The following is a 13,836-nucleotide window of genomic DNA, read 5'->3' as shown; positions in this document are numbered from 1 at the left end:
CAACTTTCTGCCATTGAGGATCAACCATGGCCACTTTTTTTGCACCCCGCGCCCTGCTGGCTGACGGCTGGCACGATAATGTCACTCTGGAAACCGATGCGGCCGGTTATCTGCATGCCCTGACGCCTGACAGCGCACCCGGTGCGGCGGTGCGCCTGCAGGGTGCCGTCATCCCGGCGATGGCGAATCTGCATTCGCACGCGTTTCAGCGCGCCATGGCCGGGCTGGCGGAAGTGGCCGGCGATCCGCAGGACAGCTTCTGGACCTGGCGCGAGATGATGTACCGCATGGTGCAGCAGCTGTCACCGGAACAGGTGGGCGATATTGCCACGCACCTTTATATCGACATGCTGAAAGGCGGCTACTGCCAGGTGGCAGAATTCCACTATCTGCATCACGATCCGCAGGGCAACGCCTATGCGGACGATGCCATGCTGCAGCAGCTGATGGCAGCGGCGGATACCGCCGGCATTGGGCAGACGCTGCTGCCGGTACTGTACAGCTACAGCGGATTCGGGGCCCGGCCTGCCAGCGACGGCCAGCGCCGTTTTATTCAGCAGACTGATGCCTATCTGGCGCAGCAGCAGCGCGTGGCGCGCTGGTGTGCCGATCGGCCCTTGCTGAATCACGGGATCTGTTTCCATTCACTGCGCGCGGTAAGCGAGGCGCAGATGCACGAGGTGCTGGCGGCGACGGCAGCAGCCTTGCCGGTGCATATCCATATTGCCGAGCAGGAAAAAGAGGTCAGCGACAGCCTGGCATGGAGCGGTGAGCGCCCGGTGAACTGGCTTTTCGACCGTTTTGCCGTTGATGGGCGCTGGTGCCTGATTCATGCCACCCATCTGACGGAAGCGGAAGTGCAGCGCATGGCGGCCAGCGGCGCGATTGCCGGTTTGTGTCCGACCACCGAAGCCAATCTCGGCGACGGTATTTTTCCGGCGACAGCCTATGTGGCGCAGGGCGGACGCTGGGGCATTGGCTCGGACAGCCACGTTTCCCTCAGTGCGCTGGAAGAGCTGCGCTGGCTGGAGTACGGACAGCGGCTGCGCGATCGCCGGCGAAATCGCATCACCCTGCCGCAGCAGCCCTCCGTCGGCGATCTGCTGTGGCAGCAGGCCGCTCAGGGCGGCGCCCGCGCCTGTGCTATTGCCAGCGGCGCGCTGGCAGTCGGCAACCGCGCTGACTGGCTGGTCCTGGAAGAGGATGCGTTTCTGCGCAGCGTCAGTGCGGAATCACTGCTTAATCGCTGGCTGTTCGCGGGCAACCGCGCGCAGATACGCGATGTGTTTGTTGCCGGCCGTCAGGTGATTGACGACGGGCATCATGCGGCGGAAGCGCGTGCCGCTGAACGCTTTGCTGCCGCCATGCAGGCACTGCGATGAGAACGCGTTTCAACTATGCGCAGCTGCCGGTCAGCCGCTGGCGCAACGGAGGCGGCGTCACGCGGGAAATCATCAGCTACCCACCGGGTGAATCCCGCTTCGCCTGGCGTGCCAGCATTGCCACCATCGAAGCCGATGGTCCGTTTTCCCCCTTCCCCGGCGTGGATCGCGTCATCACCCTGCTGCACGGCGCCCCGGTAACGCTGCGCGGTGCCCACACGGCACAGCGCCTGCTGCCGCATCAGCCGTGGGCTTTTCCCGGAGAAGAGACGATTGAGGCGCAGGTCAGCGGACGCTGTGAGGATTTTAATATCATGACGCGCCGCGACTGCTGGCGCGCGCAGGTGGCGGTCACGCCGCACGGGGTGCGCAGCCAGCACGGCATCGCTTATGTCCTGACCGGTGAGTGGCAGTGCGACAACGACGCGCCGCTGCAGGCGCAGCAGGGAGTGTGGTGGCTGGAGGAAGAGACCGCGCTGACGCCGCTGAGTGCCGGCGCCAGCCTGCTGTGGGTGACGCTCAGCCGTGTCCCCTGAAGCGACCCAGCAGCTTATAGCGAGAGCCGGGATAAAGCAGGCGCGCATAGGTGACAATTTTATTGTCGCTCCACGTCTGGCGGCGGATCAGCAGGCAGGGTTCATGCTCATCCAGCGCCAGATGTTTACGCTGACGTAAATCCGGCAGCACCGCCTCAACAATATGCTCGCCCGCCGTCAGCGGCGCCACGCGCATCAGATAGGTGTAAGGCGTCATGCTGTGGTAATCCTGGCTGAGATAATCCGGCGCCACCAGCGGGTTCACCAGACGATCTTCCAGCTGCACCGGCAGATCGTTTTCGTAATGCACGATCAGCGAGTGATACAGCGTCTGGCCGGTGGTTAACCCCAGCACGGCCGCCTGCTCCGGGTCAGCTTTCATCTGCCCGATCGACAGGATTTTGCAGCTGTGCGTATGGCCGCGCTGGGCAATTTCATCAGCGATGTTGTGCACTTCCAGCATCGCGGTATAGCCCTTCATTTCCGCCACAAAGGTGCCCACACCCTGCATGCGCACCAGAAAACCTTCGCTGGTCAGTTCACGCAGGGCGCGGTTAATCGTCATCCGGCTGACGCCCAGTTCATTCACCAGTTCGCTTTCAGACGGCACGCGCTGATTGGCTTTCCAGTGACCTTCGCGGATCTGGCTCACAATGGCCTGTTTAACGCGCTGATAAATCGGTGCGGGTTCATCTCCCATCGCTGCCGCCAGCTGTGCGATTGCCGTTTGCTCCGCCATATCCTGTTCCTTTTACGAGTTATGCCCAAAGTTTACTGTCTCCGGGCGCAAATGTATATACATTCAATGGTGCACGTTTCCCTGTCACAGTGCAGCACGCGCCCCGTTTCGGTGCTACGGCGCCCGCGCATGCGCCGCCTGCCCGCAGTGCGGCATAATTCACAGAATGAGACGAATCTGGCATAGCGCTTGCTACTTGTATAGACAAGATTAGACACTTATGCTTCACTCACAGCATTCCATGGTCATCCGGCGGCGGATATTGCCAGGCAAACAGCACCGGATCGCACCAGCTTACTTGTATAGACAGGAGTAGACTATGTCAGGTTCGGTTGAGCACATTCGCCTTGTTCCGGGTGAGGTGGACCTTGCGACCTTGCGCACCCTTTATCAGCAGCGGGTCACGCTGCAGCTGGCTGAGGAGGCGCGTGAGGCCATTGATCGCGCCCAGGCAACCATCGGGGCGATTGTGGCGTCAGGCAACGTGGTATATGGCATCAATACCGGTTTCGGCAAACTGGCCCAGACGCAGATCCCCCCCGGGCGGCTGGCAGAACTGCAGCGTAACCTGGTACTGTCACATAGCGTCGGACTGGGCGATCTGCTGCCGGATAACGTCACCCGCCTGATTATGGCCACCAAAATTATCAGCCTGGCGCGGGGCCACTCTGGCGTGCGCCGCGAGCTGATTGACGCCCTGCTGGCGCTGTTCAACGCCGGCGTCATGCCCTGCATTCCGGCCAAAGGCTCGGTCGGGGCCTCGGGCGACCTTGCGCCGCTGGCGCATCTTTCCCTGATGCTGCTGGGTGAAGGCCAGGTGCGCATCGACGGCCAGCTGCTGCCGGCTGTCGAAGGGCTGGCGCGCGCCGGGCTGCAGCCGATTGTCCTGGGCCCGAAAGAGGGCCTGGCGCTGCTCAACGGCACCCAGGTCTCTACCGCCCTGGCGCTGCGCGGCCTGTTTGAAGCGGAAAACCTGTTTGCTGCCGGACTGATGGCCGGCGCGCTGTCGCTGGAAGCGATTAAAGGTTCGGTAAAACCCTACGATGCGCGCATCCACGAAGCGCGCGGTCAGCCGGGACAAATCGCCGTCGCCGCGGCGGTCTCCGCCCTGCTGGCAGGCAGTCACATTCTTCACTCCCACGCGCACTGCGGACGGGTGCAGGACCCCTACTCTATCCGCTGCGTGCCGCAGGTTATGGGGGCCTGTCTCGATAACCTGTGCCACGCTGCGCGCGTATTGCAGATTGAAGCCAACGCCGCTTCTGATAATCCACTGGTGTTCAGCGACAGCGGCGATGTCATCTCCGGCGGCAACTTCCACGCCGAGCCGGTGGCCTTTGCCGCAGACATTATCGCGCTGGCGATTGCCGAAATCGGTGCCATTTCAGAACGCCGCCTGGCGCTGCTGCTGGATGCCGGCCTCTCCGGCCTGCCGCCTTTCCTCGTCCGCGACGGCGGCGTCAACTCCGGCTTTATGATCGCGCAGGTTACCGCGGCGGCGCTGGCTTCGGAGAACAAATCGCTGGCGCATCCCGGCAGCGTCGACAGTCTGCCGACCTCGGCGAATCAGGAAGATCACGTTTCTATGGCGACATACGCTGCGCGCCGCCTGCACGATATGTGCTTCAACACCGCAGCCGTGGTCGGCATTGAGGCCATGGCGGCAGCGCAGGGCATTGATTTTCATCGTCCGCTGCAGAGTTCAGCCGCCATTGAGCAGGAGATGCAGCGCATCCGTCAGCAGGTCGCGTTCCTCGACCATGACCGTTTACTGGCGCCGGATATTGAGTCCATGCGCCTGTGGGCCAGCCGTCACGCCTGGCCTGAAACCCTTACCGCGCTGCTGCCAAGCCAGCGTTCTACTGTAAATTAAAGGACCCGATGATGAGCGAAACTTTGACTCAGGCTGTCGCCCGCGAAATCCGCGCGCCGCGCGGTAACCAACTGCACTGCGCCAACTGGCTGATAGAAGCGGCTTACCGCATGATACAGAACAACCTCGACCCGGATGTGGCAGAGCGGCCGGAAGATCTGGTGGTGTATGGCGGTATCGGCAAGGCAGCCCGTAACCAGGCGTGCTTTGAACAAATTCTCCGCTCGCTGCGGGCCCTGCAGCCGGAAGAGACGCTGCTGATCCAGTCCGGTAAACCGGTGGGCGTGTTTCGTACCCATGCGGATGCGCCGCGCGTGCTGCTGGCTAACTCCAACCTGGTGCCGCACTGGGCCACCTGGGATCACTTCCACACGCTGGATAAAGCCGGCCTGATGATGTACGGCCAGATGACCGCCGGCTCGTGGATTTACATCGGTGCCCAGGGCATCGTGCAGGGTACCTACGAAACCTTTGCCGAAGCAGGCCGCCAGCACTATCAGGGCGATCTCGCGGGCCGCTGGATCCTGACCGCCGGACTGGGCGGCATGGGCGGCGCGCAGCCGCTGGCGGGCGTGCTGGCCGGTGCCTGCGTGCTGGCGATTGAGTGCCAGGAGTCACGCATTGATTTCCGTCTGCGCACCCGCTATCTCGATCATAAAGCCTATACCCTTGATGAAGCGCTGACGCTGATCGACAACGCCACGCGCGCGCGCCAGGCGATTTCGGTCGGCCTGCTTGGCAATGCGGCGGAGATTGTGCCGGAACTGGTGAAGCGCGCCCGCGCCGGCGGCATGAAGCCGGATATTGTGACCGATCAGACCTCGGCGCACGATCCCATCAACGGCTACCTGCCCGCTGGCTGGGACGTGACACGCTGGGAAGCCAGTCGCGTCAGCGATCCCAAAGCGGTGGAGAAAGCCGCGCGGGCGTCCATGGCGGTTCACGTGCAGGCGATGCTCGACTTCCATCACATGGGTGTTCCGACCGTCGATTATGGCAACAACATTCGCCAGGTGGCCCTGGATGAAGGGGTCAGCAACGCCTTTGACTTCCCGGGCTTTGTGCCGGCTTACATCCGCCCGCTGTTCTGCGAAGGCAAAGGGCCGTTCCGTTGGGTGGCGCTCTCCGGCGATCCGGAAGACATTTATAAAACCGATGCCCGCCTCAAGGCGCTGTTCCCGGATAACAAAAATCTGCACCGCTGGCTGGATATGGCGCAGGAGCGGATCGCCTTTCAGGGGCTGCCGGCACGCATTTGCTGGCTGGGTCTTGGCGAGCGGCATAAAGCGGCGCTGGCCTTCAACGAAATGGTGCGCAACGGCGAGCTGAAAGCGCCGGTGGTCATCGGTCGTGACCATCTGGACTGCGGCTCTGTTGCCTCCCCTAACCGTGAAACGGAAGCGATGAAAGATGGCTCGGATGCGGTGTCTGACTGGCCGCTGCTCAATGCGCTGCTGAACACCGCCGGCGGTGCCACCTGGGTCAGCCTGCATCACGGCGGTGGCGTGGGCATGGGCTTCTCGCAGCATTCCGGCGTGGTCATTGTCTGCGACGGTACGGCGGAGGCCGATGCGCGGCTGGCGCGCGTGTTGTGGAACGACCCGGCGACCGGGGTCATGCGTCATGCGGATGCCGGATATGAACAGGCGCAGGCCTGTGCCCGACAGCACGACCTGAATCTGCCGATGCTGAAATAAAAGAGGCGCGCGTGACGGCAGGGATGCCGTCATTCAGCTGTCATGTTTACTATGCTTTTTGGTTATAGCCTATAGCAAAATTATTCCGTTCTGCGATAGACGCTCCCGGTGCTTCACTCTACAGTGAAGACTTAACTTCCCGCGCCAGCCCCTTTGCTGCCGCTGCTGATGGAGCTGTTATTTATGAGCCTGCCTGCTGTCCTGCTGGAAAACGCCCTTGCCTGGCGTCATCACTTACACCAACACCCCGAGCTGGGTTACCAGGAGCAGCAGACCAGCGATCTGGTCGCTGAGGTTTTGACGCAGGCTGGCCTGCAGGTGTTTCGCGGCCTTGCAGGCACCGGCGTGATCGGTACGCTGGAAAACGGCCCTGGCCCGGTGATTGGCCTGCGCGCTGACATGGATGCGCTGCCGATTACGGAGAAAGGCGACGCGCCGTGGAAATCCGCCACGCCGGGCGTAATGCATGGCTGCGGTCACGACGGTCACACCGCCATTCTGCTGGCCGCCGCCTGTCAGCTGGCGGCGACGCGCCGCTTCAGCGGCACGGTGCATTTTCTGTTTCAGCCCGCCGAGGAGAACCTGGGCGGCGCACGCAAAATGGTTGAAGAGGGGCTGTTCAGTCGCTTCCCGATGGATGCGGTATACGCGATGCATAACTGGCCCGGCCTGCCGGTGGGCACGCTGGCGGTCAATCCCGATACCATGATGGCGTCGCTGGATTCCTTTGAAATTACCCTCTGCGGTAAAAGCTGTCATGCGGCTATGCCGGAGAGCGGCGCGGACCCGATGGTGGTTGCGGCGGAGCTGATTCTGGCGCTGCAGACCATTCCCTCACGCCGCCTGTCGCCGCTGTCGTCAGCGGTGGTGAGCGTGACGCAGATTCACGGTGGCGAGGCCATCAATGTGATTCCGGAGCAGATCGTGTTGCGCGGCACGGTGCGCTGTCTGAAAACCGACGTCCGCGACCGCGTACGCGGGCTGATTGAGGATTTTGTCACCACCCTGCCGCGTCCGTTTGGTGTCAGCGGCGAAATTCACTGGTATCCCGGCTATCCGGTTACCGCCAACCATGCGGCACCGGCCGCCCGGGTGCGTGACGCCGCGATGCAGATGCTGGGCGAGCAGCAGGTGCACTGGCAGGTTAACCCCTCGATGGCCTCCGAAGATTTTGCCTGTATGCTGGAAGCCTGCCCCGGTGCCTATTTCTGGCTGGGCGCCGACGGCGCAACGCCATCCGCGCCGCTGCACAATGCAAAATATGATTTCAATGACGCACTGCTGCCCATCGGCATTTCCTTCTGGCAGACACTGGTGGAAAGCGTGCTGCCACAGCGCGAAGGCCGCAGCTAAGGGAGGGCCGGCCGGGCGATGGCCGCTGATGAGAGAACCGTTCGCACCGCGCGGTTGCCACGGTTGAGAGAAGCATCTGCAGCGAGCTATTGCTGCTGGTGAGAGAATTCCCCGCACCGCGCGATTGCCGCGGTTGAGAGAAGTGTCTGCAGCGAGCCATTGCTGCTGGTAAGAGAATCCCCCGCACCGCGAGATTGCCGCTGATGAGAGAACCGTCCGCACCCCGCGATTGCCGCGGTTGAGAGAACCTCCCGCGTCGGGCGATTGCCGCTATTGAGAGAAGCGTCCAAGGCGAGCGATTGCCACGGTTGAGAGAAGCATCTGCGGCGAGCCATTGCTGCTGGTGAGAGAATCCCCCGCAGCGGGCGATTGCTGCTGCGGAGAGCCCCCCCTGCGGCGGGCGATTGCTGCTGGTAAGAGAATCCCCCGCAGCGGGCGATTGCTGCTGCGGAGAGCCCCCCTGCGGCGGGCGATTGCCGCCGGGAGCACGTTGTTTCCTTTTCGCCGCGCTGCGGTGTCTTCCCCGGTTCGCCCCCGCTGTCCCGGCCAGGCCGCGCAGCAGGATGCCCGGTTAGCCGCGGCTCAGATCCCGGCCTGCTGCAGCCGCGCGTCAGCTGCGGCCAGGCTGGTGGCTTCGCCGGTTGCCACCAGACAGCACGCCAGCTGCAGGCGCAGCGCCTGCGGTACCGCCCGTTCACCGGCCAGCACCTGGCGGATCCAGGCCGCAGTATCTCCGGCGCTTTTGCTCTCCGGTAAGGCCAGCGTCACTTCCGGCTGACGCGCCACCCACACCTCAGGATCAGCCCCCGCGCCGCGAATATAATTGATCGCCGGACAGCGCTGCGGACTGGCGTAAACCTCGCCTTCGGTGCCGTTCAGCAGAATGGCCGGTGCATCAATGTCCTGGAAAAATTTGCCTACGCGCGGCACGTACTCCGGATGTGACACGCTGGCCAGTCGCAGCGCCGCGCGTGGCGCAAACGGCGTGGCCAGCTTGGCCAGCGTGTGTGCGCTGTTACGCACGCCCATCCGCCAGCGCAGCGACAGCTGTTGCGCCATCGGTGCGCACAGGTGATCAATGGTCATAAATGCCAGCTGGCCGGCATTCAGCGCCGCCTGCGCCTGCTCCGCATTGGTTACCGGCGCAATCTCCAGCGCGGCCAGCACCGCTTCCGAGGTCACACGCGTCGGATCGTCGCTGACGCCATGCATCAGCACCGGCAGGCCCAGCTTCACCAGCAGCAGCGCCAGCAGCGGGGTCAGGTTGCCCTGACGACGTGCGCCGTTATAGCTCGGGATCACCACCGGCATTGGCCGGCCCGCCGGCGGCTGCAGCTGCAGCATGCGCTGCTGCATGGCGTGGTAGAAGCCCAGCATCTCCTGCTCACCCTCGCCCTTGATGCGCAGCGCAATCAGGATGCCACCCAGCTCCAGCTCCGGCACTGCGCCATCCAGTATCGCGCCATAAAGGGCGGCGGCGGTATCGAAATCGATATCGCGCGCATGATTTTTGCCGCGCCCAATCTCTTTAATAATATTGTTCAGTTCCATCAGGATCTTCCCGCTTCCAGGCGGCAGCGCATCCGGCTGCCCAATCAATGCACCGGCTGGTGCCGCATACTCAGGATTTCTTGCTGCGCTTCGCTGACTTGCCCGCTGCCGGCACCGGCGGCTGTTCAATCGGAAACACCGGCAGCGCAGCCAGCAGGCGACTGCCGTAGGCTTTGCTCAGCAGGCGGCGATCGTAAATCACAATTTCACCAAAGCAGTGATGGCTGCGAATCAGACGCCCGACCTGCTGAATCAGCGTAAACGACGCACTGGGTAAACTCTGCACCTCAAACGGGTAACGTTTCAGGCTTTTCAGCCACTCACCCTCGGTCAAAATTACCGGACTGTCCACCGGCGGAAAAGCAATTTTATGGATGTGCACCTGCGACAGCAGATCGCCTTTTAAATCCAGCCCTTCCGCGAAGGATTGCAGCCCGACCAGAATACTGGTGCTGCCGGCCGTGACGCGCTGACGGTGCAGCGTCACCAGCCGGGAGCGCGGCTGATCGCCCTGCACCAGCATCGACAGCCGCAGGTCAGGCAGCAGGCTGACAAACTGCTGCATGGCACGGCCACTGGCAAACAGCACCAGCACGCCTTTATGCTTTGCTTCCGCCACTTGCTGGCGGAAGAAGCGCGCCATTTCAGCAATGTGCTCGGCTTCGTGGCTCATCAGCGGTTCATAGCGCATCTGTGGAATCACCAGCCTGCCCTGCTCAACATGGTTAAACGGCGAATCCAGTGCCACAAAACGGTCACCCGCTTTTTCATTCAGGCCCGACATCTCCTGCAGGCGGTTAAAACTGTTCAGCGAGCGCAGCGTGGCCGAAGTGACCACCACGTGCGGAATTTTGCGCCACAGCAGCTTTTCCAGCTGATCGCTGACGCGGATGCCGGCGCAGTGAAACAGCAGATGCGCCTGGCCCTCACGGATTTCCCGCGTCACCCATTTTGAAACCGGCGCGCCGGAGGCTTTCTCCATCGCGGCCAGCCGCCACAGCTTGCTGATGGACTCAAACCAGCCAAACTGGCGATTAAGCTGCAGAATCGCTTTATGCAGCCGCATGATATCGGCTTTGCCGGTCTGCTCGCCCAGCTCATTCAGCAGCCCTTCGCTCAGGCCACGCAGCGCATCGCTTAGCTTAAACAGCCGGGCGCACAGCGTCAGCAGCGCCTCCGGCAGCTCCCCCAGCACAAAGCGAAACTCACCGGGCTGATTATCCGGCGGCAGCAAGGGATTAAGCGCGTTGCACAGGGTTTGCAGCAGTTCGCGCATTTCGTCGCAGTGGCCTTTCAGCCGCTCGGGATGCGTAAGGGGCGGTGGCGATTTTGGCCGGAACTGGGCCATAATTGTCTCCACCAGCCGCACGAACAGATCCAGCTGCAGGCTGCTCCAGCCCGGGGTAATTTCCGCGCTCATCTCCAGCGCATCGCGCGCCACTTCCGGCAGATGATGGCCTTCATCCAGCACCAGCATCAGCTGTTTCGCCGGCGGCAGCACCGATTCATTTTCCATGGCGGCCATCACCAGCGCGTGGTTGGCCACGACCACATCGGCCTGCTCGATTTCCCGACGGGCCACAAAAAACGGGCACTCACGATACCAGCGGCAGTGATGCGCCAGGCAATTCGCTTTGTCGGTTGACAGACGCCGCCACAGGCTGTCTTCGATAGCGTGCTCACTGTGATCGCGTAAACCATCCCATTTATAGCTGCTGAGATCCTTTTCCAGCCGTGCGCAAAACGCCTGCTCCTCTTTTGAGCCGGTCACCGCCTCTTCATCCAGATAGAACAGCAGATCGCCCTGCTGATCGTCGCTGGCGGCCAGGGCAGCAAGATTGCGCGGACAGACATAACGGCCGCGGCCGAACGCCGCCGTAAAGGTCAGGTCAGGGATAATTTTTTTCAGCAGCGGCAGATCTTTGCTGAAGATCTGATCCTGCAGCGCCACGTTGGCGGTGCTGATCACTAAACGTTTCTCTTCTGCCCGGCTGACGGCGATGCCGGGAATGAGATAGGACAAGGTTTTACCCACGCCGGTGGGCGCTTCAATCGCCAGATGGCGACCTTCATCCCCGGCCAGACTTTTCGCCACTTCGGCGATCATCTGGCGCTGCGGGGCGCGCGGAATAAAGTCAGGAACCTGCTGCTGCAGCGCCTTATACCATTGCGCAATCTGGCTTTTTATCGCTGCTGTCAGGGCCATAATCATTACTGTTTGCTGAACCGGCCTGTATTTTTACACAGTATTGTCGCAGCGTCAGCTTTCACTGCCATTTTTTCGCGCCGGCTTCCGCCTTTCACGCCGCGTCCGCCTGCGCGACGCGCCCGGCAGTAACGCATACAAAACGGCGTCGGGATTATTTGCAGCCAGCGATGTTCCCCGCCCGCGGTTTTAGCGATGATAGGCCATCCCACTTTCGGAGGAGAAAGCATGTCCCGACAAAATCTGCTGTTCCCGGCCCGCGTACTGCGCGGTGCGGGCGTCATGAACGAGCTGGGTACGGTCTGCGCCAGCCTGGGCCAGCGTGCGTTATTAATCGGCGGACAGCGTGCGTTACAGGCGGTGGAACAGCCGGTGCGAGCGCAGCTGCAGGCGGCACAGGTGACGCTGGCGGAGAGCCTGTGGTTTGGCGGTGAAACCTCCGTGACCCACATTGACCGGCTGGCGGCGCTGGTGCAGACCGCGCAGGCTGATGTGCTGATTGGCGCAGGCGGCGGAAAAGCGCTGGATACGGTCAAAGCGGTGGGCGCGCAATGTGGCCTGCCGGTGATCACCCTGCCGACCATCGCGGCCACCTGCGCTGCCGTGACACCGCTCAGCATTCGCTACGACGATCGGGGCAATTTCGCCGATATCTTTCCGCTGCCGCAGGCACCGGCGGCGGTGATCATCGACAGTGCGCTGCTGGCTGCCGCGCCGCCGCGCTGGCTGGCCGCCGGGCTGGGCGATACGCTGGCGAAATGGTATGAATTTCGCGCGGTCAGCGTGCGGCATCCGGCAGAGAGCGGCAACGCGCGCGCCTCGCTGGCGCACAGCCAGATTTGCTATGAAATCATTGCCCGGCACGGACCGGCCGCCTGGGCTGCCGTACAGCAGGGCAGCCAGACAGCAGCGCTGGACCAGGTGCTGGATGCGATTTTTACCTGGGCGGGACTAACCTCGCTACTGAGCCAGGGTGCCCACGCAGCGGCGTCCCATGCGCTGTATGAAGGCTTCACTTTTTGCGATAAAACGCGCGAATTCGGCCACGGCCTGCTGGTGGGATACGGCAACCTCTGCCTGCTGGCGCTGGAAGGTCGCAGCGAGGCGGAACTGCTGACAGAGATGCGCCTGGCGCGCGACTGCGGCATTCCGCTGACGCTGGCACATATTGCACCGCTCAGTGACGCCGAGCGGGCGCGGATTGTGCACGAAGCCGTACAGGCACCGGACATGCAAAATATGGCGGAAGCGGTCAGCGAAGCCCGGCTGCTGGCCGCCATGCAGCGGGTTGATGCGCTGGCGCTGCGGCTGTAGCACCGCGTTGCCGGCCTGCCCGCGCGGCCGTGCCATGCCGATCGCCTTGCCGGCCGGTCCGTTACTCTGCCCGCTTGTACATCAGGGTGGTGGCTTCCAGTTCACCCTGTACCGACCCGGCGTAGTGCGGAATCGACCCGGCGATGGTCCAGCCCAGCGACAGATAGAGATCGGTGGCGACATCGCCGCTGCGCGTGTCCAGCACCAGCAGCGTTTTGCCCTGCTGCGCGGCCAGCGCTTCAGCCTGCTGCATCAGACGCCGCGCAATGCCCTGCCGGCGCGCAGCGGGATGCACCAGCAACTTGCTGATCTCCGCGCGGTGGCGGCCATTCGGCATCGCGCTGTAGCCCACCATCACGGTGGCGACAAGCTGCTCTGCCTGGCGGGCCACCAGCAGCTGCTGGTCACCGCTGCGCAGCGCGCTGAGTCGGGAATGCCAGAACTGCTCTATCGTCTGGCGATCCGCAGCGTCGATAAACCCTACGCTGGCTCCGTCCGCAACGCAGGCCTGCAGCACATCGCTCAGGGCGGCAATCTGTTGCTGCGCCTCGCTGGCGCTCAGTAGCATGATGTCGGTCATGGTTTGCACACCACCAGCATGTAGCGCGCCCCGGCTTCCGCATCTGCGGCAAACGCCGAGCGACCGGTAAGGTGAAAGCGCAGGCAGTCGCCCGCCTGCAGGGTCCAGCGCTGCGCGTCCATGGTAACGGTCAGCGCGCCGGACTGCAGCCAGATGTGCTGCTCCAGCCCCTGCACCGGCGGCGCGTCGTAATCAATGCGTGCGCCCGGCCGCAGTTCGCCTTCAATCAGTTCCGCTTTGAAATGGCTGGCGGGCGGCGACACGGTGCGACGCCGGAAACCGCTGAGCGCATCCTGCCAGACCGGCTGCTGGTCGGGCGTCAGCAGCAGCGCGGTTTCATCCTCCACTTCGCTGAGCAGCCGGGACATGGTCAGACCATAAGCCACGCACAGGCGATTAAGTAACGCTGCCGTAGGGCTGGTCTCGGCGCGCTCAATGCGCGACAATGAAGCCCGACTGATGCCGGTCGCCATGGCCAGTTCATCCAGCGACCAGCCGCGCTGCACGCGCAGTTCTGCCAGCCGTGCCGCGAGCCGATCTTCGGTATTTAACACAGACATCTGCCGCCTCTCATTTATGGGAAATAAATCTCATAAAAGAGATAA

The 13,836-nt window shown here is 62.8% G+C and carries 11 protein-coding genes; 6 read left to right on the top strand and 5 right to left on the bottom strand.

Annotated features, from left to right (window positions below):
• Window positions 1-26: 26 nt before the first annotated feature.
• Entirely contained in the window at window positions 27-1,382 is a 1,356-nt protein-coding gene (locus tag D8B20_RS05795) for a formimidoylglutamate deiminase (RefSeq protein ID WP_145887964.1), read from the top strand.
• A complete protein-coding gene (locus D8B20_RS05790; protein ID WP_145887962.1) occupies window positions 1,379-1,918 on the top strand; it encodes a HutD/Ves family protein in 540 nt (179 codons plus the stop codon). Before D8B20_RS05795 ends, D8B20_RS05790 begins: the two co-directional genes overlap by 4 nt.
• On the opposite strand, the gene hutC is transcribed toward D8B20_RS05790, so the two are convergent.
• Complete coding sequence (gene hutC, locus D8B20_RS05785) at window positions 1,902-2,657, bottom strand: histidine utilization transcriptional repressor HutC (RefSeq protein WP_145887960.1); 756 nt, start codon at window positions 2,655-2,657, stop codon at window positions 1,902-1,904. The genes D8B20_RS05790 and hutC overlap by 17 nt on opposite strands.
• A 319-nt stretch (window positions 2,658-2,976) precedes the next feature.
• Between hutC and hutH the strand changes: the two genes are divergently transcribed.
• From hutH to D8B20_RS05770, 3 genes are all read left to right on the top strand, one after another.
• A complete protein-coding gene (gene hutH / locus D8B20_RS05780) occupies window positions 2,977-4,530 on the top strand; it encodes a histidine ammonia-lyase (protein WP_145887958.1) in 1,554 nt (517 codons plus the stop codon).
• Between the two features lie 11 nt (window positions 4,531-4,541).
• Window positions 4,542-6,227 carry a urocanate hydratase gene (hutU, locus tag D8B20_RS05775; protein ID WP_145890425.1) on the top strand — a complete coding sequence of 562 codons (1,686 nt, stop codon included), beginning with the start codon at window positions 4,542-4,544 and terminating at the stop codon, window positions 6,225-6,227.
• Window positions 6,228-6,410: 183 nt separating this feature from the next.
• Window positions 6,411-7,580 (top strand): M20 aminoacylase family protein, encoded by a 1,170-nt coding sequence (locus tag D8B20_RS05770; RefSeq protein WP_145887956.1) that lies wholly within the window; start codon window positions 6,411-6,413, stop codon window positions 7,578-7,580.
• Between the two features lie 582 nt (window positions 7,581-8,162).
• Here D8B20_RS05770 and ybiB read toward each other — a convergent pair.
• Both ybiB and dinG read right to left on the bottom strand, forming a co-directional pair.
• On the bottom strand, window positions 8,163-9,131 hold the full coding sequence (gene ybiB, locus D8B20_RS05765) for a DNA-binding protein YbiB (protein ID WP_145887954.1): 969 nt from the start codon (window positions 9,129-9,131) through the stop codon (window positions 8,163-8,165).
• A 70-nt stretch (window positions 9,132-9,201) separates the two neighbouring features.
• Window positions 9,202-11,337 carry an ATP-dependent DNA helicase DinG gene (gene dinG, locus D8B20_RS05760; protein WP_145890423.1) on the bottom strand — a complete coding sequence of 712 codons (2,136 nt, stop codon included), beginning with the start codon at window positions 11,335-11,337 and terminating at the stop codon, window positions 9,202-9,204.
• A gap of 228 nt (window positions 11,338-11,565) precedes the next feature.
• Here dinG and D8B20_RS05755 point away from each other — a divergent pair, with 228 nt between their 5' ends.
• Window positions 11,566-12,651, top strand: a complete 1,086-nt coding sequence (locus D8B20_RS05755) for an iron-containing alcohol dehydrogenase family protein (protein WP_145887952.1) — start codon at window positions 11,566-11,568, stop codon at window positions 12,649-12,651.
• Window positions 12,652-12,712: 61 nt separating this feature from the next.
• Here D8B20_RS05755 and D8B20_RS05750 read toward each other — a convergent pair whose 3' ends face one another.
• Both D8B20_RS05750 and D8B20_RS05745 read right to left on the bottom strand, forming a co-directional pair.
• Entirely contained in the window at window positions 12,713-13,231 is a 519-nt protein-coding gene (locus tag D8B20_RS05750) for a GNAT family N-acetyltransferase (RefSeq protein ID WP_145887950.1), read from the bottom strand.
• Complete coding sequence (locus D8B20_RS05745) at window positions 13,228-13,791, bottom strand: helix-turn-helix domain-containing protein (protein ID WP_145887947.1); 564 nt, start codon at window positions 13,789-13,791, stop codon at window positions 13,228-13,230. Before D8B20_RS05745 ends, D8B20_RS05750 begins: the two co-directional genes overlap by 4 nt.
• Window positions 13,792-13,836 lie beyond the last annotated feature (45 nt).

This window comes from Candidatus Pantoea soli, from assembly GCF_007833795.1.
GTDB classification, from domain to species: domain Bacteria; phylum Pseudomonadota; class Gammaproteobacteria; order Enterobacterales; family Enterobacteriaceae; genus Pantoea; species Pantoea soli.
Note: the sequence above shows the minus strand (reverse complement) of the source record. Positions and strands in the feature narration are given on the sequence as shown.

Excerpts from the sequence above, each read along its gene's own strand:
- D8B20_RS05795 (WP_145887964.1), top strand. The coding sequence starts at position 27 with ATGGCCACTTTTTTTGCACCCCGCGCCCTGCTGGCTGACGGCTGGCAC.
- D8B20_RS05790 (WP_145887962.1), top strand. The coding sequence starts at position 1,379 with ATGAGAACGCGTTTCAACTATGCGCAGCTGCCGGTCAGCCGCTGGCGC.
- hutC (WP_145887960.1), bottom strand. The coding sequence starts at position 2,657 with ATGGCGGAGCAAACGGCAATCGCACAGCTGGCGGCAGCGATGGGAGAT.
- hutH (WP_145887958.1), top strand. The coding sequence starts at position 2,977 with ATGTCAGGTTCGGTTGAGCACATTCGCCTTGTTCCGGGTGAGGTGGAC.
- hutU (WP_145890425.1), top strand. The coding sequence starts at position 4,542 with ATGAGCGAAACTTTGACTCAGGCTGTCGCCCGCGAAATCCGCGCGCCG.
- D8B20_RS05770 (WP_145887956.1), top strand. The coding sequence starts at position 6,411 with ATGAGCCTGCCTGCTGTCCTGCTGGAAAACGCCCTTGCCTGGCGTCAT.
- ybiB (WP_145887954.1), bottom strand. The coding sequence starts at position 9,131 with ATGGAACTGAACAATATTATTAAAGAGATTGGGCGCGGCAAAAATCAT.
- dinG (WP_145890423.1), bottom strand. The coding sequence starts at position 11,337 with ATGGCCCTGACAGCAGCGATAAAAAGCCAGATTGCGCAATGGTATAAG.
- D8B20_RS05755 (WP_145887952.1), top strand. The coding sequence starts at position 11,566 with ATGTCCCGACAAAATCTGCTGTTCCCGGCCCGCGTACTGCGCGGTGCG.
- D8B20_RS05750 (WP_145887950.1), bottom strand. The coding sequence starts at position 13,231 with ATGACCGACATCATGCTACTGAGCGCCAGCGAGGCGCAGCAACAGATT.
- D8B20_RS05745 (WP_145887947.1), bottom strand. The coding sequence starts at position 13,791 with ATGTCTGTGTTAAATACCGAAGATCGGCTCGCGGCACGGCTGGCAGAA.